This is a genomic window from Acidobacteriota bacterium, from assembly GCA_034211275.1.
GTDB lineage: Bacteria > Acidobacteriota > Thermoanaerobaculia > Multivoradales > JAHZIX01 > JAGQSE01.
On sequence record JAXHTF010000098.1, the window covers coordinates 1 to 24,802 of the forward strand.

A 24,802-nucleotide genomic window follows, 5' to 3' on the forward strand; every position below is an offset into this window, starting at 1 on the left:
GGCCGAAGAGCCGCCAAAGACCAAGCCGGCGGCGGCGGCCAAGGCCGAGCCTCCCAAGGTGCGCCAGATCAAACGCGCCAAGGTCACCGCCGACCCTGGTGGTGTGCGCGCCCCCTCCGGCCCCAGCCAGCCTGCCCGCACCGCTCGTGGCCGAGGCCGCGGACGAGGTGGCAGCTTCGGTGGTGGCGGACAGCGCCGCCGCCGCTCAGACCGCAGCCGTCAGCCGGCACCGGCGCCGGTGGTGGAAAAGCTCACCTTCAAGGAGAGCGCGCCGGAAGGCCCGGTGATGATCTCCGAGGGCATGACCGTCCGCGAGTTCGCCGAGAAGCTCGGCGTCAAGTCGAAGGACCTGATCAAAGCCCTCTTCGCCCGTGGCGTCATGGCCAATATCAACAACGTCCTGGAAGCCGAGCTGGCGGAGAAGATCGCCGAGGATCTGGGCGTCGAGACCATGGTCGTGAGCTTCGAGGAGGAAGTGCAGCTGACCGAGGAGCTGGAGATGGAAGGATCCGGCGACGAGGGCGAGAAGGTCGCCCGCGCTCCGGTGGTCACCATCATGGGTCACGTCGACCACGGCAAAACCTCTCTCCTCGACGCCATCCGCTCCTCGCGGGTGATCGAGGGTGAGCACGGTGGCATCACCCAGCACATCGGCGCCTACGGTGTCGACGTCCACGGCCAGAAGGTCGTCTTCCTCGACACCCCCGGTCACGAGGCCTTCACCATGATGCGCGCCCGCGGCGCCAAGGTCACGGACATCGTGGTGCTGGTGGTGGCCGCCGACGACGGCGTCATGCCCCAGACCATCGAGGCCATCGACCACGCCCGCGCCGCCAACGTGCCGATCATCGTGGCGGTCAACAAGATCGACAAGGCCAACGCCAACCCCGATCGGGTCAAGAAAGAGCTGGCGGATCACAACCTGCTGGTCGAGGATTGGGGCGGCGACACCGTCTCGGTGCACATCTCGGCGCTCAAGAAGGAAGGCATCCAGGAGCTCCTGGAGATGATCCTGCTGCAAGCCGATATCCTCGAGCTCAAGGCTCGCCCGGAGGTCGCTGCCCAGGGCGTCGTGCTGGAGGCCCGCAAGGAAGTGGGCCGCGGCACCATCGGCACCGTGCTGGTGCAAAACGGCACCCTGCAGGTGGGAGACTCCTTCGTCAGCGGCAAGACCTGGGGCCGCATCCGCGCCATGTCCGACGACCTGGGCCAGCGCCTCGAAGAAGCGGGCCCGGCGACGCCGGTGGAGGTCACCGGCTTCAACGACGTGCCCCATGCTGGTGACACCTTCCAGGTGCTGGAGGAAGAGTCCAAGGCTCGCAGCATCGCGGAATTCCGCGCCAACGAGGAGCGCCAGCGCTCCCTCAGCCCGACCCAGGGCCGTATTTCCCTGGATCAGCTCTTCACCAAGATCGAGACCGGCGAGATCAAAGAGCTACCGGTGGTGCTCAAGGCCGATGTCCAAGGTTCCGTCGAGGTACTCAAGGACGCAGTGCAGAAGCTCGCCACCGACGAAGTCAAGGTGCGCACCCTCCTCGCCGGCGTCGGTGCCATCACCACCAACGACGTCCAGCTGGCCCTGGCCTCCGGCGGTATCGTCATCGGCTTCAACGTCCGTCCGGAGCGCAACGCCTCCGACCTGGCGGAAAAAGAAGAGGTGGAGATTCGCCTCTACACCGTCATCTACGAGCTCATCGACGAGCTTCGCAAGGCCATGGCCGGCCTCCTCGAACCCACCTTCCAGGAGGTTCAGCTGGGCCGTGCAGAGGTGCGGGAAACCTTCAAGGTTCCGAAGTCCGGCACCATCGCCGGCTGCCACGTCGTCGAAGGCGTGATCCAGCGCAACGCTTCCGTGCGCCTGCTGCGCGACAACGTCGTCGTCCACGAGGGCAAGATCGGCTCCCTGCGGCGTTTCAAAGACGATGCCTCGGAGGTCCGCAGCGGCTTCGACTGCGGCATCCGCCTGGAGCGCTTCCAGGACGTCAAACCGGGCGACATCATCGAAGCTTTCGCCAAGGAAGAGGTGGCTCAGACTCTCTGAGCCGCCCCATCCCCCCAACCTACAGGCTGATCGATGTTCGTCGGAGTCACGGTGTGCGAATTGCACCTACCCGGGGTGCGCAGCCTCAAGGAGAAACGCAAGGTGATCAAGAGCCTGGTGGAGCGCATCCACCGCCGCTACCGCGTGTCGGTGGCGGAGACCGACTTCCACGACCTGCACCAGCGGGCGGAGATCTCTATTGCCGTGGTGGGTAATCGCTACGGCGAGATGGAGAACCTGCTGGAAGATTTGCGCCGGGTCTTCGACGCAGAGCCCGCCGCCATGGTCTCCGGCTGGTACCCGCGGGTCTTGGAGGAAGCTCGATGATCCGCCGTACCGACCGCGTCGCCGAGCTACTCCGAGCGGAGCTCTCGGACCTCCTCCTCCACCGGGTGAAAGACCCCCGGGTGAAGCTGGTGTCCATCTCCACTGTGGAAGTCAACGCAGACCTCAGCCGGGCCGTCATCGGCGTCTCAGCCCTCGGCGAGGAGGACCAACGCCAGCAGGCGGTGGACGCCTTGATCCACGCCAGCGGCTACCTGCGTACCCAGCTGTCGAAACGGCTGCGGCTGCGCACCACCCCCGAGCTGGTCTTCCGCCTCGATCGCGGCGCGGAACACAGCCAGCGAATCTCGGAAATCCTGGAGAACCTCCATGCCGGCGACGAACCTACCTGACGCACTCCTCAAGCTGATCCGCCGCGGCAACCGCTTTCTGCTCACCAGCCACCGCAACCCCGACGGCGACTCCATCGGCTCGGCCCTGGGCATGGCCCGGGTCCTCCGCCGCATGGGGAAGAGCGCGCTCATCTGGATGCGCGACGAAACGCCCCAGATCTATCGCCAGCTGCCCGGTGCCGAGCGCATCGTGGTCGGCGACGAGCCGCCGGCAGGGTTCCCCAAGGCCTTTTCCGGCGTCATCGTCCTCGAATGCCCGAGCCTCGAGCGCACCGGGCTGGAAGACCATTTCGGCGGTCTGCCCCTGGTCAACATCGATCATCACCTGGGCAATCAGCTCTACGGCAAGGTCAGCTGGGTCGACCCGGCGGCACCGTCGGCGGGGTCCATGGTTTATCGCTTGGCCAAGGCCATGACCGTGGAGCTCGACGCCCAGACCGCTACCCTGCTCTACCTCACGCTGGTCACCGACACCGGGGGCTTCCGCTTCGCCAACGCTACCGAGGCAGCCTTCGAAGCCGCCGCAGACTTGGTGCACCAGGGCGCCCAGCCGTCCAAGGTGGCCCATTGGCTGTACGAAAACCAGCCTCTGGGCATGGTGCGGCTGATGGGCGAGATGCTCAAGACCCTGGAGCTGCATCACGACGGCCGCATCGCCACTGCTCTGCTCACCCCCGAGGCGTTCGAGGCCGCCGGCGCCGAGCCGGGGGATGCGGAAGGGCTCATCGACGTACCCCGGTCCATCGCCGGCGTCGAGGCGGTGGGTCTGTTGCGGCGCAAGGACGAGAAGACTCTCAAAGTTTCCCTGCGCAGCCAGGGAGAGCTGGACGTCGAGAAGATCGCCTCTGCCCACGGCGGCGGTGGCCACAAGAACGCCGCCGGCTGCGAGCTGGAAGCGGACTTCCCGGAAGGTCGACAGCAGATCGTCGAAGCCCTCACGGCTCTCTTCACCCAGGCTGCAGAAGAGGCTTCGGAAGAAGAACCTGGCGGGGAGAGCACCGGCCAGTCCGAGTCCAAGGAGCCATCCGAGGGCGAGAGCTAGAAACTCACCCCTTTCCTTTCACCAGCTCCCCCACCCCCGGGCGCGGGAGCTGAACCCAACCCCCCACAGCACCTCAGCGCGATGAATAAAGACGGACTCCTCCTGGTCGACAAGCACGCCGGCTGCACTTCTCACGACATCGTCCAGCAGTGCCGCCGGCTGCTGCGGCAAAAAAAGATCGGCCATTGCGGGACCCTCGACCCTGGTGCCACCGGCCTACTGGTGCTCACCGTTGGCCGTGCCACCCGCCTCACCCGTTTCCTGATCCGGGCTCCGAAGGTCTACGAGGGCGTGATCCGCTTCGGCATCGAAACCGACACCTACGACGCCGGTGGCGAAACGGTGGCGGAGAACCCCATCGACGACCTCACCCACGACGCCGTGGTGCAGGCCATGGAGGGGTTCCAGGGCACCCTCCTCCAGCAAGCTCCCCGCTACTCTGCCAAGAAGAAGGACGGCAAGCGCTTCTACCAACTCGCCCGCAGCGGCGAGGAAGTGCCGGAGTCCACCAAGGAGGTCCAGATCTTCGAGTTCTCGCCCCAGGGCGAGCTGGCAGACGGCCGGCTGCCCTTTCGCCTTGGTTGCTCCTCCGGTACCTACGCCCGCTCCATGGCCCACGATCTAGGGCAGGCCCTGGGCTGCGGCGCTCATCTGGCGGAGCTCCGGCGGCTTCAGGTCGGCGCCTTTCGCCTGGACGACGCCGCCACCATCGAAGAGCTCGAGGATCGCCGGGCGGAATTGCTGGCTCCGGACGGAGCTCCGGAGCCAGGCCAGGCTGCTGGACTGGGGACCAACGGCACCGACACCGATTGGCTGGGCAACGCCTGGATCCCCTTCGACCGCATTCCCCTCCCCTTCGGTCAGGTGGTGGCGGACGCCAAGCAGCAGCAGCGCATCAACAACGGCCAGACCGTTCTGGTGCGGGACCTCGAAGGCGAAGAGGGCGATTGGGTGCAGCTCCTCGACCAGCGTCAGCACTTCATCGCCGTCGGCACCATCGCCGAGCGCATCGGGGACCGGGTCGGCGTCATCCAGCCGAGAGTGGTGTTCAAATAGGGCCGGAAACCTTCCATGGCAAGGGCCTCGAGAGAGATTCGACTCACCGATTGTTCAGAACATTGACGAAGGAATGCTTGTGGTAGAATCCGCAGGCTGAAGAAAGATAATTGGAGGAAGAGAAGTTGCCTCAGACACAGGAAGTCAAGAGCGGAATTATCGAAGAGTACCAGCTGCACGAGGGTGACACCGGGTCGCCGGAGGTCCAGGTTGCCCTGCTGACCCACCGCATCACCGAGCTCACCGAGCACTTCAAGACCCACAAACAGGACCATCACAGCCGGCGTGGGTTGCTCAAGCTGGTGGGACGGCGCCGCCGCCTGCTCGACTACATGAAGAAGCAGGACATCGAGCGCTACCGGACCATCATCCAGAAGCTCGGCATCCGCAAGTAGCCAGCCCCTGATCCCGAGCCGGTTTCGATCCGTCGAGCCGGTTCCCAGAGCCGATACGCCGGAGCCTAGAAGCGCCATCCCCACGGGGTGGCGGCCTTCAGCGCGGCTGTTTCGGCGTATCGTCGTCGCGGTATCGATCCGCGGCCCTCGGGCGCCCAAGAACCGACCCATGTCGGCCGGCAGTCCGGGATGGAAGCAGAAGAAAGAAGAAGAGAAGAAAAGAGAGAAGCAATGAAACTACGTAGAGAAATCCCCGTCGGTGACGACACCATGATCATCGAGTCGGGGCATATGGCCACCCAGGCGGACGGCTCCTGCACCGTTCGCGTCGGCGACACCATGGTGCTGGTCACCGCCACCATGGCCAAGGGCAAGGCGAGCCCCCGGGGCTTCCTGCCCCTGACCGTCGACTACCGCGAGTACAGCTCCGCCGGCGGACGCATCCCCGGTGGCTTCTTCAAGCGCGAAGGCCGCCCCAGCGAGAAGGAAACCATCACCGCCCGTCTCATCGACCGGCCTCTACGTCCCCTCTTCCCGGACGGCTACTTCAGCGAGACCCAGATCATCGGGTTCGTGTTGTCCGCCGACGGCGAGAACGACAGCGACATCCTCACCATCAACGGCGCGTCCACCGCCCTGGCCCTGTCCGAGATTCCCTTCTACCACCACGTCGGCGCCGTCCGGGTGGGGCTGGTGGAGGACGAGGTGGTGTTCAACCCCACCAACAGCCAGCGCGACATCGCCGACCTCGACCTGGTCGTGGTGGGCTCCGAGAAGGCCGTGGTGATGGTGGAAGCCGCCGCCAACGAGGTGGAAGAGGATGTCATCCTCGAGTGCATCTTCCAGGCTCACGAGGAGATCAAGAAGATCATCGCCGTGCAGCAGGACATGGCCCGCGAGGCCGGCATCAAGAAGCCCGAGTGGGAGTCCCCGGAACCTTATCCCCAGGAACTCTTCGACCGGGTCAAGGACGCCATCGGCGAGCCCCTGCGCAAGGCCCTCTTCACCGCCAAGAAGTTCGACCGCCGGGACAACGTCAACGCGGTGCTGGACCCCTTCCTGGAGACCCTGCCGGAGGACGACGACGAGATCCGCGGCCAGGTCAAGAAGATCGTCCACACCCTCGAGGAGGCTTTCCTGCGGGAGACCATCCTGGAGAATGCCGTCCGCTTCGACGACCGCAAGCTGGACGAGATCCGCGACATCACCATCCAGACCGGACTGCTGCCCCGCACCCACGGCTCGGCCCTCTTCACCCGCGGTGAGACCCAGGCCCTGGTGACGGCGACTCTCGGCACCCGCCGGGACGCACAGATCATCGAGGAATACGAGGGCGAGAGCCTGCAGAAGTTCCTCCTGCACTACAACTTCCCGCCCTTCTCCGTCGGCGAGGTGCGCTTCCTGCGCGGCCCGGGCCGCCGTGAGATCGGTCACGGCGTCCTCGCCCGCCGGGCCATCACCCCGATGCTGCCCCACGAGGACGAGTTCCCCTACACGGTGCGCGTGGTCTCCGACATTCTGGAGTCCAACGGGTCTTCCTCCATGGCCACCGTCTGCGGTGCCTCCTTGGCGCTGTACGACGCCGGCGTGCCCCTGCGGGCGCCGGTGGCCGGCGTCGCCATGGGCCTGATCCAGGACGAGGACGACCGCTTCGCCGTGCTCAGCGACATCGCCGGTCAGGAAGACCACTACGGCGATATGGACTTCAAGGTCGCCGGTACCCGCGAGGGCATCACCGCCCTGCAGATGGACATCAAGATCGGCGGCGTCAGCAAGCAGATCATGGGTCAGGCGCTGGAGCAGGCTCAGGCCGGCCGCATGCACATCCTCGATCTGATGGAAAAGGCCGCGCCCCAGCCCAGCGACGATCTCTCCCAGTACGCTCCGCGGCTCTACACCATGGAGATCAGCAAGGAGAAGATCCGCAACGTCATCGGTCCCGGCGGCAAGACCATCCGCTCCATCATCGAGGAGACGGGCTGCGACATCGAGATCGAGAACGACGGCAACGTCATCATCGCCTCCCCGGACAAGCCGGCGGCGCAGCGTGCCATCGAGATCATCGAGCGCCTCACCGCGGAGCCGGAGATCGGCGTCACCTACTCCGGCCGCGTGATGCGCGTCGAGGGCTTCGGTGCCTTCGTCGAGATCATGCCCGGCACCGAGGGCCTGTGCCACATCAGCGAGCTGGCGCCCTATCGGGTGGGTCAGGTCGAGGACATCTGCACCGAGGGTGACGAGATCACCGTCAAGGTCATCGACATGGACCCCGACAGCGGCAAGATCCGCCTCTCCCGCAAGGCCGTGATCATGGACGATCCGGACTTCGATCCCGCCGACTACGAGGGCATGGGAGTTCCCGCGCCTTCCGGTGATCGGGATCGCGGCGGCCGTGGCCGGGATCGCGGTGGCCGCGGTGGTGATCGCGGTGGCCGTGGCGGCGGCGGCGGTCGCGGACGCGGCGGTCGTGGCGGCGGTCGCGGACGCTAAGGCCCCACCCTAGATAGCTATGGACCGCGCGGAGCTCGTCGCCTACCTCGACCGCTACCTCCACGCCCACGAGGGCGCGGACTACGGCCCCAATGGCCTCCAGGTCGAGGGACGGCGCGAGATCCGCAAGGTCGTCACCGGCGTCTCCGCCTGCCAGGAGCTCTTCGAGCGTGCCCGGCAGGCGGAGGCGGACGCGGTGCTGGTCCACCACGGGATCTTCTGGACCGGCATGCCTTACTCCCTCACCGGCATGCAGTATCGGCGGGTCGCCGAGCTGATGGCCGGCGATCTCAACCTCCTCGCCTACCACCTGCCCCTGGACCGTCATTCGGAAGTCGGCAACAACGCCGTGGCGGCCCGCGCTCTGGGCCTCATGGAGCTCGAACCCTTCGGGGACCACAAGGGCTACCCCGTAGGCTTCAAGGGTCGCTTCCCCGAGCCGGTCCCGGCCCCGGAGCTGGTGCGTCGCACCGAAGACTTCTACCGCCAGGAGCCCCTCGCCTTCCTCAGCGGCCCGGAGCAAGTCTCCACCCTCGGCATCATCAGCGGCGGAGCCCAGAAGGAGCTCTACACCGCCATCGACCAAGGTCTCGACGCCTTCCTCACCGGCGAGGTCAGCGAGTGGGTGATGAATCTGGCGCGGGAAAACCAGATCCACTTCCTCGCCTGTGGCCACTACGCTACCGAGCGTTGCGGCATCCAGGCCCTCGGCGAGCACATCGCCCAGGCCTTCGACCTCGACGTCGAGTTCATCGACGTGCCGAACCCGGTCTAGCCTCTCTCCCTCGCTGTCCCTCTCTCTCCGCCTCTCTCAGCTTCATCGGCCCCGGCCAGATCTCGGCAAAGGGGCTCTGGAAAAGGGTCTCCGAAAAGGGGCCTGCGGGAAAGGATTGATCTTTCCCAGGCCCGCGGGTACTCTCCCGACAGCTCTTATCTGGAGTCTACTTTTCTAAGGAGAGAACGGAATGAAGTACGTTGCCAGCATAAGTCTCGCCCTGATCCTGGCCGTCCTGGCACTGCCCGCCCAAGCCCAATCACCGCCTTGCTGCGAGCTCGGAGACCTCAACGGGGACGGCTCCCTCAGCATCACCGACATCGGCCTGCTTCGCGGCTATTGCATCAACAACACACCGCTGACCCTGGAGCAGCAATTCAACGCCGACGTCGACGGCGACGGCACCCCCTGCACCACCGCCCCCGGCGGCGGCTGGTTCGACGCTATCCTCATCGCCAACGTCATCACCGGCACCATCTCCACCTTCCCGCGCTGCGGCGACATGGATTGGGACGGTGAGCTGGAATGGGCGGACGAGAGCACCGGTGCCGACTACGACGACACCCAGATCCTGCGCCAGCACATCCTCAACATCAACTACATCACCGACCCTGTGACCCTCTCCAACGCCGACGCCAGCGACAACGGCACCATCACCACCTACGACATGACGCTCTTCCAGAAGCTCTACTACGGCATCGAGGACGGGGTCCCGGCCTGCGAGTTCTGATCAGCCCGCCGCCTTGGGAAACAACCGGAAGAAATTCTCGGTGGTGCGGCGGGTGAGGTCGGTGAGGGGCTCGTCGAGCTCGTCCGCCACCCGCTGAGCGATTTCTACTACGTAGGCGGGCTCGTTGCGCTGGCCGCGGTGGGGTACCGGGGCCAGGTAGGGGGTGTCGGTCTCCACCAGCAGGCGTTCCGGGGGCACTACCGGCAAGACCTCGCGCACATTGTCCGCGGCGCGGAAGGTGACCATGCCGGTGAAGCCGAGGTAGAAATCCCGCTCTACCAGCTCCCGGCCCATCTCCAGACCTCCGGCGAAGGAGTGGAAGACTCCCTGAAGCTCCCGGTGCTCCGGTCGCCGGACCTCGTCGAGCATGGCCTGGTTGCTGTCCCGGTTGTGCACCACCACAGGAAGGCCGAGGTCCAGTGCCAGGGCCCATTGGGCGCGCAGGGCCTCGTGCTGCTGCTCCCGAGGGGAGTTGTCATAGTGGAAATCGAGGCCGCACTCCCCCACCGCCACCGCTTTGGGATCCGTCAGCAGGGAACGCAGCCGCTCCTCGTCGCCGTCCTGCCATGTGGAAGCCTCGTGGGGGTGCACTCCCAGAGCGCACCAGACACCCTCGTGGCGGTGGCAGAAGTCCAATAGCTCCTCCGCCTCGGAGAGCCGAATGGCGGGGAGCAGGAAGCCCTCGACGCCGCGCTCCCGAGCACGGTCCAAGGCCGCCTCCCGCTCGTCCGCGGGCAGGCTCTGGACGTGACAGTGGGAATCCACCAGGGCGTTGGAATCGAAAGCCATGCCGTTCTTTCCCGCTACCGAGCCATCGGTCATCGGACTTGCGTGCCCGGCGGCACTTCTTCTACCGGCGAGACGAGCACCGGCTTGCCGTCCAGGGAAGCGGCCAGCACCATGCCCTGGGACTCCACGCCCATCAGCTTCGCCGGCTGCAGATTGGCTACCACCACCACCCTGCGGCCTACCAGCTCCTCCGCCTCATAGGCCTTGGCGATGCCCGCCACCACGGAGCGGGGCTCTTCCTCGCCCACGTCGACGGTGAGCTTGAGCAGCTTGGACGATTTGGGAATCGCCTCCGCCGCCTGGACGATGCCCACTTTCAGCTGGGTCTCGAAGAATTGGTCGATACTGATCATGCCGTCGTTTTCCTCCTCGGCGCCCTCCGCCGATGACGCTGTTGCCGATGATTGGGCTCGGCCCGCGGTGGCGGGGCTTTGGGCCAGGTATTTCTCTTTGTCGATGCGCGGGAAGAGCGCCGGCCCCTTCTCGAGGGCGGTTCCCGGCTGCAACCCACCCCAGCGGCACCAGTCTTCTACGTCCCCATTTCCGGCGGCCAGGGCCTCGATGAGGCCTACCTGGCCGAACCGCTGCCAGGCCTCCTCCACCTTGAACGGGATAATGGGCCAGAGGAGGACGGTGGCGATGCGCAGGGCTTCGGCGCAGTTGTAAAGGATGGTGCCCACCTCGGGCTTGCGCTCCGGATCCTTGATCAGAGCGAAGGGGCGAGTCTTGTCGATATAGCCGTCCACCGCCCGCACCAGATCCAGCGCCGCGATCACCGCCGCCGCCGGATCCAGGTCGTCGTAGGCCTGGCGGCAGCGGGCGACGCAGGTCTCGGCGGTGTCACCGTGCCCCTCCCCCGCCGGCACCTTCGGCCCGGGCTCCGGCACCCGACCGTCGAAGTAGCGGTGGGTCATGTTGACCACCCGGCTGATGCTGTTGCCCAGGGTGTTGGCCAGGTCGCTGTTGTAGACGTCCACCAGCCGGTCCTCGGCGAAGTCGCTGTCGGTGGTGCCCAGGGGACCTTGGGTGAGCAGGAAGTGGCGCAGGCCGTCGAGGGTGAAGTCCCGGGTGTAGCGGTCCAACTCCTCGAGATCGATGAAATTGCCCAGGCTCTTGCTCATCTTCTGCCCCTCGCGGATCCAGAAGCTGTGGGAGTAGACGATCTGAGGCAGGCGGATCCAATCATTCCCCGGAAGTGCCCGCAGAGCCAGCAACAACCCCGGCCAAACCACCGCGTGGAACCACAGGATGTCCTTGGCCAGGAAATGCACCTGAGCAGGCCAGAACTCTCGCCGCTCGTCGGTATCCACCGCCGTCAGGTAGTTGAACAGGGCGTCGATCCAGACGTAGATGGTGTGCTCCGGATCCCCGGGCATGGGGATGCCCCAATCCCCGGCGCCGGTGCGGCTCATGGGCACATCGTGGAGCCCTTCCCGGATGCGCGCCACCACCTCGTTGCGGCGAGCCTCCGGCCGCACCTCCAGCTCACCGCTCTCCAGCAGCTCCAGCAGGGGCTCGGCGAAGCGGCTCAGGCGGAAGAAATAGTTGTGCTCCTTCTTGCGCACCAGCGGCTTGCCGTTGATGGGGCTCTTGAACTCGTTGTCCTTGGCCTTGGCCTCCGGCACGTACTCTTCCTGGCCCTCGTCGTACCAGCCCTCGTACTCCCCCAGGTAGACGTCGCCACTGTCCATCAGCTGGCGCACGTAGCCCAAGACCCGCTCCTCGTGACGCGCTTCGGAGGTGCGGATGAAGTCGTCGTGGCTGGAGCCCAGGCGCTGGAAGGTCTGCTGGAAGGCCTCGGCGTTGCGGTCCGCCCAGGCCCGGGGCTCCAGTCCTTGCTCTCGTGCCGCTTCGGCGACCTTGGCGGCGTGCTCGTCGGTGCCGGTGAGGAAGAAGACCTTCTCGCCGCACAGACGGTGATAGCGCGCGATGGCATCCGCCACCGTTGTGGTGTAGACGTGACCGATGTGGGGCCGGTCGTTGACGTAGTAGATGGGGGTGGTGACGTAGAAGCGCTTCATGGCTGGGCTTTCACTCGTGGAATTTCGCGGCTATTGAACGGGGCGGAGCTCGTCGGCTTGGAACAGGTAGCGAGCCCCGCAGTAGGTGCACACCACCTCGGTACCGTCGCCGCCCTTCTGCTCCAAGTATTCCAGATCTTCCACCGGCAACTCCCGCAGCCGCTGGAGCAAGGAGTCGCGATCGCAGCTACAAGCGTAGCTCAAGGTGTCGCTGGCCAGAGTCTCGCGGTCCAGCTGCCCCAGGACATCGTCCAGCAGGGCGTCTTCGTCCGGGCTCTCCAGCAGCCGGCTGACGCTCTCCTGTTCCGCGATGCGCTCTTCCACCGCCAGCAAGAGATCGCCATCGGCGTCGGGCAGCGCCTCCAGCACCAGCCCGCCGGCGGCGGTGATCCCCTCGGGGCGGGCCATCACCCCCAGCAGCACCGCGGCGCGGATCTGCTCGCTCTGCTCCAGGTAGTGGGTCAGGGTCTGGCCGATACCCGAGGGTACCAGCTCCACCTGACTCTCGTAGTTGCCGCGGGCGGTCTGGCGCACCACCCGCAGCAGCCCGTGGCCGATGCCGGAAGCGATGCCTAGGCTGCCGTCCGGGGATTCCGCTCTCCCGTGATCCACCGATCCCCGGAGATGGCCCTCGGCGTCCACCTCCGCCTGCAGCCGGCCAAGGGGGCCGTCGCCGCGGACTTCCAGGCGCAGGCGCAACGGCGTCTTGGTGACCAAGCGCTGGATCAGCACGGTTCCCGCCAGCAGCTGGCCGAGGGCCACCGCTGCCAGGGGGGAGAGATCGAGGCGTCGGCGCACCGTCTCCACCGCTTGGGTGAGATCGGTTTGGGCCCAGCGCAGATCACCGCTGCCGGCCAGGCCATGGCGAATGCCGCCCTGGGACAGGATGGTCGATGGGGTGCTCATATCGTCTCCTCGGTTCCCGCCGGCCACCGAATGACTCCCGCTCGGAAGGCTCGCTCCAGGGGGCGGCGCAAGCCCTCTAAGCTAACACGGCCAGAGCTCGACTACCATGGTTTGCGCTGGCGGAGGGAGGCCCAGCGGCCGGCGCCGCCGAGAATCAGATGATCCACCAATGGAACCCCCATGACATCGCAAGCCTTGACCATGCGGCGGGTGAAGCTCAGGTCTTCGAGGCTGGGTGAGGGATCCCCGCTGGGATGGGTGTGGAAGAGCAGCAGCGCGCCGGCCCCCCGCACCAAGGCTTCTTTGAGAATCACCCGTGGCTCCACCGAGGTGCGCTGGAGCGTGCCCCGGAAGAACTCCCGCTCTCCCAAAAGGCGATGGCGGGTGTCGAGGAAGAGGCCCCCCATGATCTCCTGGTCCCGGCGGCAATAGCGCAAGGCCAGATAGTCCGCCACCGAGTCCGGCCGCTTCATCAGCTGGCGTTCCGGCAGCTCTTCCCGGGCCAGTCGCCGGGCGATCTCCAGCGCCGCCAGGAGGGTCGCCGCCTTGGCCTCTCCCAAGCCCCGCCGCCGTAGATCGCCGTAGGCCAACCCCGGCAGCCGCGCCAGGCCACCCCACTCGTCCAGCAGCTCCCGTGCCATTTCGAGCACGGAGCGGCCCCGGCCCCCGGTGCGCAGCAGCACCGCCAGCAGCTCCGCTTCGCTGAGGGTCTGGCTGCCGTGGCGCAGCAATCGTTCCCGGGGGCGTTCCTGGGTGGGCATTTCGTGGATCGTGGTCAGTTGCTGGTGCGTCACGGGCTCTCCTCCTGGATGAAGTCTGTTGGATGGTCGATTCCCCGCAACGAGCTCCGCCGCGAGATCGCTTACACCCACCAAGACGCTAAGAGCAGCCGCCATCGCTCACCGGTCAACCAGACGGGAAGAAAAAAAGCGATTGACAGCCGCCGAAGGCTGCTGCTAAAACCGCCTCGCTTCGCCTTGGTAGCATCGCTCTATCCGGGGTGGCAGCGCATCGTCCATCCGTCCCGAGGAGATTTCATGAGCAGCACCTTCTTCGTCCCCCGCCAGATGTTCTTGACCCGTGGTGTGGGAGTCCACCGCGAGAAGCTCACCAGCTTCGAGATGGCCCTGCGCGGTGCCGGCATCGCCGCCATCAATATCGTTCGGGTTAGCAGCATTTTCCCGCCTCAGTGCAAGATCATCCCCAAGAAGAAGGGCCTGGAGATGCTCCCCGCCGGCGCCGTGGTTCCCTGCGTGGTGGCGGAAGCAGCGACCAACGAGCCCCATCGCATGATCGCCGCCTCCGTGGGCGTCGCCCAACCCACCGACCGTGACCAATACGGCTACCTTTCCGAGCACCACGGCTACGGCGAGGACAGCCGCACCGCCAGCGACTACGCCGAGGATCTGGCCGCCACCATGCTGGCCACCACCCTGGGAGTGGATTTCGATCCCGACAAGAGCTACGACGAGAAGCGGGAGATCTGGAAGATTTCCGGCCAGATCGTGCGTACCTCCGCCCTCACCCAGACCGCCAAGGGGGACAAAGAGGGGCGCTGGACCACGGTCATCGCCGCCTCCGTCCTGCTGCCCTGAGATGGCCTTCCAGCCGGCCAACTTTGCCCTCCTGGAGCCCCAGCAGGCAAACTACGAGAGCGCTCGGGCGGTGATCCTGCCGGTGCCCTTCGAGCGCACCACCAGCTATGGCAAGGGCACCATCGGCGGCCCCGCTGCCATCCTCGCCGCCTCCCATCAGCTGGAGCTCTACGATGAGGAGCTCCAGCGGGAGCCGGCGGAGCTCGGCATCCACACCCTGCCCCTTTTCCAGCCCGAGAGCTTCGATCTAGCGGAGGCCCTGGAAGAGGTGCAGGAGGAAGCCCGCAAACATCTCGACGCCGGCAAATTCCTCGTCACCCTGGGCGGCGAGCACAGCCTGTCCCTGGCGCCGGTGCGCGCCACCGCGGCCTCCCATGGCGATGCCGTGGGAGTCGTACAATTCGACGCCCATGCCGATCTACGGGAGGAGTTCGAAGGCACTCCCTACAGTCACGCCAGCGTCCTGCGCCGCATCGTCGAAGACGGTGCTCCGACCCTGGCGGTGGGGATTCGTTCGCTGTCGTCGCCGGAGGCCCAGCTGGTGAAGGCACGGAAGCTACCGGTGATCTGGGGCTACGAGCTCGAGGAACGCGGTGACGAGCTCTTCGACCGCTTCCTGGAGCAGCTGCCGGAGGCGGTCTATCTGACCTTCGACCTGGACTTCTTCGACCCGTCCCTGGTCCCCGCCACCGGCACCCCCGAGCCCGGCGGCGGCCGTTGGTGGCCCACCCTCCGCATGCTCCGCCGGCTCTTCGCCACCAAGCGCGTCCTGGCCATGGACGTGGTGGAGCTCGCCCCCATCGGCGGGCAGCCCGCCAGCGACTTCCTGGCCGCCAAGCTGGTGTACAAATGCCTCGGCTACCTGGCGGAAGCCGAATCCTCGGCGAGCTGAGGCCGCTCGTCCCCCGCCCCTTCCTCTCCCCTTCCCCAGAACGGGCCCAAGCCCATCTCGTCCTCCCGCCTCCAAGCGTTGGCATCGGTGGAACATCCGAAGGTCTCTGCCGCGTTCTCGAGACTGCTATAGTTCGTCTCGGATCGACATTTATTCTGCGCAAGGGCCCTCTTTACCAGGGCAGCTACTGCGCGCGCCTCCTCGGCGCTCTTGCCTCGGAAGGATCCTTCGCGCACCGCGTCGAGGTTCGAAGGGAAGTTTCACTCGATGGTTAAAGAACGGGCCCGCCAGGTCGCTCTCATCAACACCGCCCGCACCGTCCTCTCCGCCGCCGGGGCCGGTGCGGTGGTGGCGGCGGGCACCGCCAACCCGGCTCTCGCAGCGGTCCTCGTCGCCTCCGGCGCCAAGCTGGTGGAGCTCACCTCGCCGGAGCTCTTCCTGCCCCGTAGCGATCGAGACCAGCTTCCGGACCTGCGCGAGCCCCTGTGGGAGCTCGGCGATCTCGCCCTCGAGCGCTGCCTCCAGCAGGCCGAGGACCGGTTTCCGCGGCACCAGAGGGACGATCTGCGCCGGCTGTCGAAGAAGGCCCGGGGATTCCATCGCACCCTGCTCTTCCTGCCCCTGATGGAGGAAGCTCCCACCGCCTCGGAAGGAGCCCCGGCGACGGCGGAGCATGGCGGGCCTTCGCCCCTCGAAGCCCTGCTGACCACCGACACCCGATCCCCCCTGCCCTTCGAGGATTGGGAGGCGCTGCTGGAAGAGCTCGCCTATGGGGCTCGGGTCCCCCTGACCCGAGATCTCAAGACGCCGCTGGCGCACTTCCTCGCCAGCTCCATGCAGGCGCAGGCGGAGGCGTTGCTGCGTCAGGACATTACCGGTGGGGAACCGCTCCACGGGAAGGCTTGGGCGGTGGTCCTGTGGCTCGATCACCAGCAGAGAATTCACCAGGATCGTCCGTCTCAGGCGGCGATCCGCGACGGTGTTCACGAGCTCCTGCACCGCCAAGCTCCCGACAGCCGCTGGTTACAGGATCCCCGGGTCCAAGAAGGCCCGGACAGCGAAGCGGATCGCCTCGCTTATCGCCGTGAGTTCGATCGCTTCCTAGGCCGAGAACCGGACCTCGAAGCCGTCCGGCAGGCCCTGGCCCTCTCCACCACCGACGAGCCGGTCTTCCGTTGGAGCATCCTCTCCGGCAGCGCCGGAACCGGCAAGAGCCGCCTCGCCCTGGAGCTCTACATCCGCTCGGAGCAGTGGCCGTGCCGAGGCTTCGCCATTCCCGGCGCGGTGTCCCGGGAAACCGCCCGGACCTGGCGCACGGATCACCCCTCCTTGATCATCGTCGACTACGCCGGGCACAAGGAAGGGGTCGCGGAATTCATCCAGACCTTCGCCCACCGAGCCCGGGCGGGAGATCTTTCGCCACCGGTGAGGATCTTGTTGGTGGAACGGCGCAGCGACGATCCCAATCTCGAGCAGATTTTCACCGGTGAGCTGCGGGCCGCGGCTCGCCAATATCAGGGTCCCGGGCATCGCCTGGGCCCCCTCGACGAGGCGGTGCTGGTGCAGATCATGCGCGAGCGCATTCAACGCACCGAAGGCACCGCAACCAGCCACGGCGAAGGCTGGAGTGACGCCCGCCTGCTCGAAGCCCTGGACTACCATGATCGCCGCCGCCGACCGCTCTACGCCGCATTGGTGGGAGACGCCATCGCCAACGATTACTTCTTCTCCGCAACATCCGAGCGCGGAGCTCTGACCCGGGGCCGACTCTTCGAGCGGCTGCTGGAGCGAGAGCGGGAGGAGGTCTGGAAGCTCAAAGACCGAGAGGCGACACAGTACGAGAACCTCCTCCTCCTCACCACTTTCACCGGCGGCTTTGACAATAAGGACCTCGAGGAGCTCTACGAACAGCCGACCCTTGGCCTGGACCTGCCGGAGGATCCCGATTTCGGGACCTACGCGAGGGTCGCCATGACCCACGCAGCGCAGGTCCGCAAGCGCCTGCCGCCGCTGGAGCCGGATCTCCTCGGCGAGCGACTGGTGCTCCAAGCCCTGCTGCCGGAGAACGAAGGCTCCCTGGGTATCAAGCGCCGCAACCGCTGGCTGCGGCGCCTCGCCTGGAAGAACGGTCGGGAGGACACCGCCAGCTTCGTGCAGAAATGCTTCGACAACTACCCCGAGGACGTCTTCCGCCTCGGCTGGCTGCTGCCGGAGAGCGAGTCCCTGGAGCTCGAGCTGCTGGCGCCGTTCATCGCCAGCATGTTGTGGTTGATCAACGCCGCCTCCGGCGACTCGCCGCCCTCCTCCGACGCAGAGGACATGGTGCTGGATCTCCTCGACCGTCTCGACGAACGGCTAGGGGCCCCCGACGATCCGAGCCGCTTCGACCACCTCAGCTCCCGCGTCGCGGGGTGGACGGCCCTCGCCTACTCCTATGCCGCTCGCTGCCTCGGCGCCCGCTTCAATGGGATCCTCCTGAACACCGAGCCGCCGGCCCTGCTGTCGGACTTCCCCGCGCCCCGTAAGCCCCTCACCACTATCTTCAACCCGTCGATGAGGGAGGACGGTGAAAGCGCATGAACCGGCTGGACCTGACCATGGAGCATCTGCTGCATCTGGCCGAAGCGGCCCGCGACCTGCTGCGCTCCCGCTCCGAGCCGGTGGTGCTGGAACACGCTGCGGGAACTCTCAACACCGCCCTGGCCAGCCTGTTTTGGGAGCTTCGGGGGAAGCAAAAGGGTCAAGGCGACGCTCCGCCCATCACCGACGAGGAGCGCGCCCTGCGCAGCGAGCTCTTCCATGCCGGCCTCGAAGGCCTTCGGGACAAGGACGAAGGGGTGGTCAACGCCGCCCTCCGTCTCGGCCTGGGTTACACCTACGCCAGCGACGTCGAGGAGCCGAAAGAATCCCTCGCCGCTCTCGAACGCATCGCCGAGGACTACCTACCGCCGGTGGTCGATTCCGAGACCGAAGCCTTGCTGCTCTTCCGCCTCGCCTCCAACGTCCAATATTGCATCTGGCCTCAACTGGAGGACTCGATCCCGCTGGGACGGCTGGGGGCGACCATGGACGCCGGAGCCCGCAGCCTGTCGGCGCGCTCCGCCCAACCGGAGCAGACCGGGAAGCTGCTGGACCGGGCGTGCCGGCTGTGCCGTTCCGCCCTGGTGCGCTACCGCAACCGGCGGGACGTCACCCTGCCCACCCGCTGGTGGCAAACCTGGCGAGAACAGCTGCTGGACGAGGCTCTGGCCCAGAACGGCGAGAGCCTGCGGGCCAACCGCCACAGCGTCATCCTGCTGCTGGCGGAAGTCGCCGACCTCCTTCACCTCGATGGGGAGCTGCGCCGCGAGGCCGCCGCTCTGGCGGTGGACCAGACTCGCCAACACCTCGAAGACCTGGAGAGCGGGAGCCTCGCCGGTGACGGGGACGAGCTCACCGAAGAGTCCCTGCAGGTGCTCAACCGGATCCTGCCGCTGCCCGAGCTGCCCCGGCCCTCGCTGCAGTGGCTGGAGCAGCGGCTCCGGCAACAGCTCATCGCCGTCGCACCGCGAGCCGATGCAGCGGAGGGGATCGACGACGCCCAGGACTTCGGCGAGGCCTTGGCTCACACCTGGGCCCTCGACGACGCCCTGATCCACGTCTGGACCGACCTTGCCCTCAGTGGCCACCGGGAGGCCTTGATCGAAGGCGTTCAGGAGCTTTGGCACCTCGCCGACGACGCCGGTTCCTACGAGCTGCGGAAGGTCGCCGTAGAAGGTGCTGGGATCGCCTTCGTGCTCCTCCCTGCGGACGACCCCCGGGCTCGAGAGCTCGCCGCCCTGCTGCTGGGCCGCAGCGAGTGGAAGGACCTCCTCGACGCCGACAATGGAGCGTTCCTGGAGGCCATGGCCTCGCTTCTCGCCCGGGTTGCTCGGGACCCCGCCCAACGCTCTCGATTCCTCGATCAGACGGAGGCTCTGAACATGACCCCTGCCACTCGTGCCGCCCTCGACCAGCGCATCAACCGAATCCTCGGAGACCAGCTCGCCGATCAGCTGGCCCAGCTGGAGGCTCGAGAAGGGGGCGACTCCGAGCTCCTGGAGCAATGCCTCGAGACCTTCGACCAAATCCGCCGACTGGCCGCCCGAGGGAGCACGACCCCGAGTGGGGAGAATCTCGAGCGCCTCTTCACCCAGCTACCTGCGGACCACCCCCGTCGGGCCGAGCTCCACCGTCTGCGGCGCCCTGCCCGCAGCACCTCGGGCCCCAAGCTCTTGGAGCGCGACCAGCAGCCCCTCGACACCCTCGCGGCCGCCGCTCTGCGCCATCGGCTGCTGGAAGCCCCCGAGAAGCCGAGCTGGCCGCTGCCACCGTTCTTCCGGGCGCCGTGGTCCGAGTTGGCGGGGGAGGACTTGGTGCAGGCCGTCAGCCGCCTCGCCGCCGCGCTGCCGGAGGACGGTTCCCCGCCGGCGAAGACCGTGGTCGACGGAGCACTACGCGCCCGCCGCACCAAGCTGCCTTTCTATCCCGGCTGGAACGCTTTGGAGGTCTTGCTGCTCACCGAGGAAGGAACCGTCGCCGCCGCCGTCGCCGTGGAGGGGGAAGAGCACGTCCTGATGCTTCAGGGAACCTCACCGCCGCTGCATTATCTGAACCACGAGCTGCCCATCGTCCTGGAAACCCCGGAGCAGGCCGACGCCTATGTGCGCTTTTTCTGCGGCGCCGTTCACGGTGAGGAAGGGCCGTTCCGCCTGATCACCGATACGGAGGACATCCTGCCCCTCCTTCCGCCGGATACCGATTGGCAGGTCTCGACCATCGAGGAGCACCTCCACCCCCTGGAGCTGGAGCCCCAGGAGGACGGTTTCTGGGCTGCCTCCGCTGCGGTGCAGTACTCCAATGCATTGTTCGACGCGGACTTCAAGATCTATCCCACCGGCATGGTGGAGATGCTCGACGACTCTCCGCTGACGACCGGTCTTCCCATCATCGGGGAGAAGTTCGTGGACGATTTGCGGCGCGTCTCGGCACCGCCTACTCCGCTGCAGGACAACGAGCTGATGGCTTTGGAAGCCCGGCTCTCAGACGCTCCGGATGCATCCCCGTGGCCGTTCCCACCGTTGATCACCATCCTCGACGGATGGGAGGACGATGGGGTTTCCGAGACGGTGACGACGGTGGGCGAGCTCGCCCAGGTACTTCGCTCCGACCACGACCTGCCGCGGGAGGTCCTGGTGGAACACACCCTGCGCTCGCGGCGCTTGGCCCTGCCCTTCTATGCGGGATGGAGCCTGGTGGAGCTGCTGGTGCGCCGGGGCGATCAGCTGGTGTCGTTGGTGGTCCTGGACAGCGAAGACGCTCTCCGGCTCCTCGACGGAACCCCCGCCCAGCTCCATGCCCTCAACAAGGAGCTGCCAATCCAGATCGACGGCGCCGAGCAGGCCACCGCCTACCTGGAGCTCTTCTGCAATGTCACCCAGGGCGAAGGCGGCCCCTTCCGCATCGTTCGGACTGCCGAAGGCCTGGCGGGCCACGGTCTGCCGGAGAGCGCCGACACCCTGCTCGAAACCTTCGGCGCGCAGATCCAATCCCCGGAGCCGGAGCAGGAAGACGATGGCTCGTGGCAGTCCCAGGCCTCCGTGCTCTACGGCACCTACCTATTCGCCGCGGAGTTCAAGATCCACCCCACGGGAGAGGTGGAGATGGTGGACGACGAGCCCATCGCCAGCGAGCTGCCGGTCTACGCGATCAGCATCGACGGTGGTATCCGCCGCAACGAGGTCGAGCACTAGGAATCTATGCCGATATCGGGGCAGCGGGCCGCCCCGCCAGTAAGCCGGCGACACTGAGATCTTCGTCCGCATCCGGCCAATGGATACCCTCGCCATCACCGAGCAGCTCCCAACGGTTCCTAGCTTCTGGTGGAGCCTCCAGGAGCCGAGGAAACCAGGTCAACGGCACACAGACCCGGCGACCGTCTACCAGCACAACCTTCAGCTCTTCATCGGTAACCGTCACCTGATCGGCCAGGGGGGTCAGCTCAGTCACATCGACTCTCCGAGAGCCCGCTACCGATCCGGCTTCTGCTCCCGGGAGAAGTAGTCCTTGCTCATGGCCACCACCGAGCCGGAAAGCAGGATCAGCGCGATGAGGTTGGGGAAGGACATGAGGCCTAGGGCCACGTCTCCAATGGTCCACACCGCCTCCAAGGGCAGGATCGCCCCGAGGAAGAAGAAGCCCACGAAGACCCATCGGTAGACGGGGATGAAGCGGCTGCCGAATAAGTACTCCGTCGCCCGGTCGCCGTAGTAGGACCAGGAGATGGCCGTCGACACCGCGAAGAGCAGCACCGCAATGATCACGATCCACTGCCCCACCGGGCCCAAGCCCTTCATGAAGCCGTGGGTGGTGAGCTCGGCGCCGGTGAGGAAGACCTCACCTCGGACCGTCGGCTCGACGCCACCGCCCTCGGCGGCCAAGATCTTGGCTTCCGGGTCGTAGCGCAGAGCGCCGTTCCAGGGAGCTCCGGCCTCGTCCTCCAGGCGCAGGTTCTCGACGAAGCCGTCGAAGACCACCAGGCCGACGCCGTCCAAACGCCCGTCCTGCACCGGCAGGCTCGCCGCCTCAGAATCGGCGCCGCGCAGCTCGAGGAGCTCTTGATCACTGGCGGGATTGCCCATCAGGGCCTCCGCGGTGTACACCGGGAAGGTGCGCTCGACCTTGTCCTTGTAGGCACCGCTGCTGATGATCACCAGGCCGGTCATGGTGCAGATCACCAGGGTGTCGATGAACGGTCCCAGGGAAGCCACCAGGCCCTCCCGCACCGGCTCGTCGGTCTTTGCGGTGGCGTGGGCGATGGGAGCGCTACCCTGCCCTGCCTCGTTGCTGAACAAACCTCGTCGGACGCCCCACATCAAGGTCAATAGGAACGAGGCGACACCGCCGCCGGCTACCGACGTCGGGTTGAACGCTTCCGTGACGATGAGGGCGAAGCTGCTGGGGATATCACCGATATTGAGGATCAGGATCACGGTGGCACCGAGGACGTAGGCGGCGGCCATGCCCGGGGCCAGGAAGGAAGTGACCCGGCCGATGCGCTGGATGCCGCCGATGATCACCATCGCAACCACGGTGGCGAAGAAGAGCGCCGACCACACCGCGGGAATCGCCAGCGGACTCTGCTCCAGACTCACCGCCATGGTGTTGCTCTGATTCATGTTGCCGCTGCCGAAGGAGCAAATCACCGCCAGAGCAGCGAAGAAGACCGCCATGGGCTTCCAGGCTTTGCCCAGGCCCATCTCGATGTAGTACATCGGTCCACCGGAGACCGAGCCGTCCTCGTGAACCTTGCGGTATTTGATCGCCAGGGTGCACTCGGCGAACTTCAGCGCCATACCGAAGAAGGCGGTAACCCACATCCAGAACAGCGCCCCGGGGCCACCCATGCGGATGGCGATGCCGACGCCGGCGATATTACCGATGCCGACGGTGGCGGAAAGGGCGGTGCTCAGGGCCTGGTAGTGCTTGAGATCGCCGTCGTCGTTGGGATCGTCGTATTTGCCCCGGGTGATGTCGATGGCGTGTCGAAAACCGCGCACCTGGACGAAGGCCAGCCGCAGGGTGATGAACAGCCCCGTGAGCAGCAGGACGATGGCCAACAGGGGCGCCTGAGACGGCCAGTTCCACACATAGCCCGCCAGAAAATCGGCGGGCGGACCGAGGGTCGTGGACACCCCCTCGGAAATGGCCGCGGCAATGGATTCGATGAAATCGCGCATGCGTCTTCTCTCCCGGGTTGTGGCACTTCATGCGGTCTCGGGCGCACCGGCACCGGGACTTTCCGGCTTCCGGCACCGGAGCTTCAGCCTCCGGCCCGACGACTGCGAAATCGGCAGATCGCCGCGAAGCTTACCATTGCAGCGGCGGGACTCAACAGGACTCTAGGAGCTTGCTGAAAAAGTCAGTCGCAAGCGAGAGCGTGAAATTTTCGAGCAGAATCGAGGCGGAGAACCGCAGGCGATTCGGGAATCGTCGCGGTTCGACAACGAAGATTCGGCCGAAAAGAGCCGCTCGGAGCGCGACGCGGGTTTTTCAGCAAGCTCCTAGGAGCAAGCTCCTAGGGAAGCAACGGCGTCACCGCGCCCTCGATGGCACAGTGGGCCAGATGGCGGCCGGCGGCGAAGCCCAGGGAGAGGCCGTGACCGTTGAAACCGGCGGCATAGATCGCCCCCGGAACCTCCGGCACTTCCCCGATCATCGGCAGACCATCGTCGGTGAAGGCCATGATCCCCGCCCACCGGCGGGCCACCGAACGCCCGGAAAAAGCCGGGAAGCGTTGGTGCAGAAACTCCTCCAAAGCCTTCTGGATCGGCTCCGTGGGGGTCTCTGCGAAGCCCACCTCGCGGTCCCGGTCGTGGTGGCGGCAGCCGCCCAGGAGAAGGGTGCCGTCGGGGAGCTGGCGCAGGTATTGATAGCCGTCCTCGATGTACCAAACGCCGCGCAGGGGCCGGGCCCCAGGCTCCATCGCCAACATCTGACCGCGCACTGGCCGCACGGCACCCTGCAGATGAGGCAATAGCTCCGGCGAGTAGGCGTTGAGCGCCACCACCACCCGCTCCGCCAGCCAGTCCCCTCCATCGGCCACCAGCCGCACCCGATCACCGGCGGGTTCCAGGGAACGCACCCGCACGCCGGTGTGCACCGGAAAGCCCCCCGTCCGAACGATGCCACGAGTCAGCGCCACCGGGTCCAGCCCGCCGTCCCGGGGCTGATACAGCGCCGCGCCCAGCCCCGAGCTACCGCTGGCCTGGACTAGTTCCTGTCCCTCGACCCAGCGCAGCTCGAAGCCGGCGGCCTCCAGCCGGGCGGCGCTGGACTCCAAGATCGCCTTCGCCGCGGGATCGTCGAGGCTGGCGATCCAGCTGCCCTCGGGGAGGAACTCGCATTCCACCGGGGGGCCGCCGCCTTCGGCATCGTCCAGCAGCTCCCGGCGCAGCAGCTCCCGGTTCTCCCGCGACAGCTCCCAGAAACGCAGCGCCGTCTCCTCCCCGACGACCTTCGCCAGCTCCACCAGCGGCTCCGCCGAGCCGGTGAGCAAGAACCCGGCATTGCGCCCCGAGGCCCGCTCACCGATGCCGCCGGCTTCCAGCACCGCGACCTCGGAAGCCTCGCCGTTGGGGAGGGAACGAGACAGCCAATAGGCCGTGGAGAGCCCCACCAGCCCGCCGCCGACGACGGCGTAGCGGACCTCGCGGACGGGCCGGGGGCGGGACAGCCAAAAGGATGGGGGCTCGGGACACTCGGGATCGGGGCGCAAGATCATCGGGCGGAAGCTCTCCGAAATCGTAAAGTCGTTCTTGGGAGTGCATCGAGACGTCGGTCGGTCGGTCGAGACTAGCGCAGACCTCGGAAGCG

The 24,802-nt window shown here is 66.5% G+C and carries 20 protein-coding genes; 13 read left to right on the forward strand and 7 right to left on the reverse strand.

What is annotated here, in order from left to right:
- The 9 genes from infB to SX243_15220 form a co-directional block, all read left to right on the forward strand.
- A partial coding sequence (gene infB / locus SX243_15180; GenBank protein MDY7094311.1) for a translation initiation factor IF-2 occupies positions 1-2,041 on the forward strand: 2,041 nt, incomplete at its 5' end.
- 33 nt (positions 2,042-2,074) lie between these two features.
- Positions 2,075-2,368: a DUF503 domain-containing protein gene (locus SX243_15185; protein MDY7094312.1), complete on the forward strand. Its 294-nt coding sequence runs from the start codon at positions 2,075-2,077 to the stop codon at positions 2,366-2,368.
- On the forward strand, positions 2,365-2,718 hold the full coding sequence (rbfA, locus tag SX243_15190) for a 30S ribosome-binding factor RbfA (GenBank protein ID MDY7094313.1): 354 nt from the start codon (positions 2,365-2,367) through the stop codon (positions 2,716-2,718). The genes SX243_15185 and rbfA overlap by 4 nt, the downstream gene beginning before the upstream one ends.
- A complete protein-coding gene (locus SX243_15195) occupies positions 2,696-3,760 on the forward strand; it encodes a bifunctional oligoribonuclease/PAP phosphatase NrnA (protein MDY7094314.1) in 1,065 nt (354 codons plus the stop codon). The genes rbfA and SX243_15195 overlap by 23 nt, the downstream gene beginning before the upstream one ends.
- Before the next feature lie 81 nt (positions 3,761-3,841).
- Entirely contained in the window at positions 3,842-4,816 is a 975-nt protein-coding gene (gene truB, locus SX243_15200) for a tRNA pseudouridine(55) synthase TruB (protein MDY7094315.1), read from the forward strand.
- A gap of 125 nt (positions 4,817-4,941) precedes the next feature.
- Positions 4,942-5,211: a 30S ribosomal protein S15 gene (gene rpsO, locus SX243_15205; protein MDY7094316.1), complete on the forward strand. Its 270-nt coding sequence runs from the start codon at positions 4,942-4,944 to the stop codon at positions 5,209-5,211.
- A gap of 231 nt (positions 5,212-5,442) precedes the next feature.
- A complete protein-coding gene (pnp, locus tag SX243_15210; GenBank protein ID MDY7094317.1) occupies positions 5,443-7,701 on the forward strand; it encodes a polyribonucleotide nucleotidyltransferase in 2,259 nt (752 codons plus the stop codon).
- Positions 7,702-7,720: 19 nt separating this feature from the next.
- Positions 7,721-8,476 (forward strand): Nif3-like dinuclear metal center hexameric protein, encoded by a 756-nt coding sequence (locus tag SX243_15215; protein MDY7094318.1) that lies wholly within the window; start codon positions 7,721-7,723, stop codon positions 8,474-8,476.
- Positions 8,477-8,666: 190 nt separating this feature from the next.
- Positions 8,667-9,206, forward strand: a complete 540-nt coding sequence (locus SX243_15220; protein ID MDY7094319.1) for a dockerin type I domain-containing protein — start codon at positions 8,667-8,669, stop codon at positions 9,204-9,206.
- On the opposite strand, the gene SX243_15225 is transcribed toward SX243_15220, so the two are convergent.
- The 4 genes from SX243_15225 to radC form a co-directional block, all read right to left on the reverse strand.
- Entirely contained in the window at positions 9,207-9,995 is a 789-nt protein-coding gene (locus SX243_15225; protein MDY7094320.1) for a TatD family hydrolase, read from the reverse strand.
- 29 nt (positions 9,996-10,024) lie between these two features.
- Positions 10,025-12,016, reverse strand: a complete 1,992-nt coding sequence (metG, locus tag SX243_15230; GenBank protein ID MDY7094321.1) for a methionine--tRNA ligase — start codon at positions 12,014-12,016, stop codon at positions 10,025-10,027.
- A 30-nt stretch (positions 12,017-12,046) separates the two neighbouring features.
- A complete protein-coding gene (locus SX243_15235) occupies positions 12,047-12,922 on the reverse strand; it encodes an Hsp33 family molecular chaperone HslO (GenBank protein MDY7094322.1) in 876 nt (291 codons plus the stop codon).
- 101 nt (positions 12,923-13,023) lie between these two features.
- A complete protein-coding gene (gene radC, locus SX243_15240) occupies positions 13,024-13,716 on the reverse strand; it encodes a DNA repair protein RadC (GenBank protein MDY7094323.1) in 693 nt (230 codons plus the stop codon).
- Between the two features lie 243 nt (positions 13,717-13,959).
- Between radC and SX243_15245 the strand changes: the two genes are divergently transcribed.
- The 4 genes from SX243_15245 to SX243_15260 all read left to right on the forward strand — a co-directional run bounded on the left by SX243_15245 (position 13,960) and on the right by SX243_15260 (position 21,180).
- A complete protein-coding gene (locus SX243_15245; GenBank protein MDY7094324.1) occupies positions 13,960-14,517 on the forward strand; it encodes an arginine decarboxylase, pyruvoyl-dependent in 558 nt (185 codons plus the stop codon).
- Position 14,518: 1 nt separating this feature from the next.
- Entirely contained in the window at positions 14,519-15,409 is an 891-nt protein-coding gene (speB, locus tag SX243_15250; GenBank protein MDY7094325.1) for an agmatinase, read from the forward strand.
- Positions 15,410-15,676: 267 nt separating this feature from the next.
- The gene (locus tag SX243_15255; protein MDY7094326.1) at positions 15,677-17,989 is read left to right on the forward strand and encodes a hypothetical protein; all 2,313 of its coding nucleotides are present in this window, start codon (positions 15,677-15,679) and stop codon (positions 17,987-17,989) included.
- Positions 17,986-21,180, forward strand: coding sequence for a hypothetical protein (locus SX243_15260; protein MDY7094327.1), 3,195 nt, complete (start codon positions 17,986-17,988; stop codon positions 21,178-21,180). Before SX243_15255 ends, SX243_15260 begins: the two co-directional genes overlap by 4 nt.
- Before the next feature lie 4 nt (positions 21,181-21,184).
- Here SX243_15260 and SX243_15265 read toward each other — a convergent pair whose 3' ends face one another.
- From SX243_15265 to SX243_15275, 3 genes are all read right to left on the reverse strand, one after another.
- Entirely contained in the window at positions 21,185-21,436 is a 252-nt protein-coding gene (locus tag SX243_15265) for a DUF2442 domain-containing protein (protein ID MDY7094328.1), read from the reverse strand.
- Positions 21,437-21,456: 20 nt separating this feature from the next.
- Positions 21,457-23,166: a sodium:alanine symporter family protein gene (locus SX243_15270; protein MDY7094329.1), complete on the reverse strand. Its 1,710-nt coding sequence runs from the start codon at positions 23,164-23,166 to the stop codon at positions 21,457-21,459.
- A gap of 338 nt (positions 23,167-23,504) precedes the next feature.
- The gene (locus SX243_15275) at positions 23,505-24,710 is read right to left on the reverse strand and encodes an FAD-binding oxidoreductase (protein MDY7094330.1); all 1,206 of its coding nucleotides are present in this window, start codon (positions 24,708-24,710) and stop codon (positions 23,505-23,507) included.
- Positions 24,711-24,802: the final 92 nt, after the last annotated feature.

Excerpts from the sequence above, each read along its gene's own strand:
- SX243_15270 (MDY7094329.1), bottom strand. The coding sequence starts at position 23,166 with ATGCGCGATTTCATCGAATCCATTGCCGCGGCCATTTCCGAGGGGGTG.
- SX243_15275 (MDY7094330.1), bottom strand. The coding sequence starts at position 24,710 with ATGATCTTGCGCCCCGATCCCGAGTGTCCCGAGCCCCCATCCTTTTGG.
- SX243_15260 (MDY7094327.1), top strand. The coding sequence starts at position 17,986 with ATGAACCGGCTGGACCTGACCATGGAGCATCTGCTGCATCTGGCCGAA.
- truB (MDY7094315.1), top strand. The coding sequence starts at position 3,842 with ATGAATAAAGACGGACTCCTCCTGGTCGACAAGCACGCCGGCTGCACT.
- SX243_15225 (MDY7094320.1), bottom strand. The coding sequence starts at position 9,995 with ATGGCTTTCGATTCCAACGCCCTGGTGGATTCCCACTGTCACGTCCAG.
- rbfA (MDY7094313.1), top strand. The coding sequence starts at position 2,365 with ATGATCCGCCGTACCGACCGCGTCGCCGAGCTACTCCGAGCGGAGCTC.
- SX243_15185 (MDY7094312.1), top strand. The coding sequence starts at position 2,075 with ATGTTCGTCGGAGTCACGGTGTGCGAATTGCACCTACCCGGGGTGCGC.
- SX243_15235 (MDY7094322.1), bottom strand. The coding sequence starts at position 12,922 with ATGAGCACCCCATCGACCATCCTGTCCCAGGGCGGCATTCGCCATGGC.
- SX243_15195 (MDY7094314.1), top strand. The coding sequence starts at position 2,696 with ATGCCGGCGACGAACCTACCTGACGCACTCCTCAAGCTGATCCGCCGC.
- pnp (MDY7094317.1), top strand. The coding sequence starts at position 5,443 with ATGAAACTACGTAGAGAAATCCCCGTCGGTGACGACACCATGATCATC.
- SX243_15245 (MDY7094324.1), top strand. The coding sequence starts at position 13,960 with ATGAGCAGCACCTTCTTCGTCCCCCGCCAGATGTTCTTGACCCGTGGT.
- SX243_15220 (MDY7094319.1), top strand. The coding sequence starts at position 8,667 with ATGAAGTACGTTGCCAGCATAAGTCTCGCCCTGATCCTGGCCGTCCTG.
- speB (MDY7094325.1), top strand. The coding sequence starts at position 14,519 with ATGGCCTTCCAGCCGGCCAACTTTGCCCTCCTGGAGCCCCAGCAGGCA.
- SX243_15215 (MDY7094318.1), top strand. The coding sequence starts at position 7,721 with ATGGACCGCGCGGAGCTCGTCGCCTACCTCGACCGCTACCTCCACGCC.
- metG (MDY7094321.1), bottom strand. The coding sequence starts at position 12,016 with ATGAAGCGCTTCTACGTCACCACCCCCATCTACTACGTCAACGACCGG.
- SX243_15255 (MDY7094326.1), top strand. The coding sequence starts at position 15,677 with ATGGTTAAAGAACGGGCCCGCCAGGTCGCTCTCATCAACACCGCCCGC.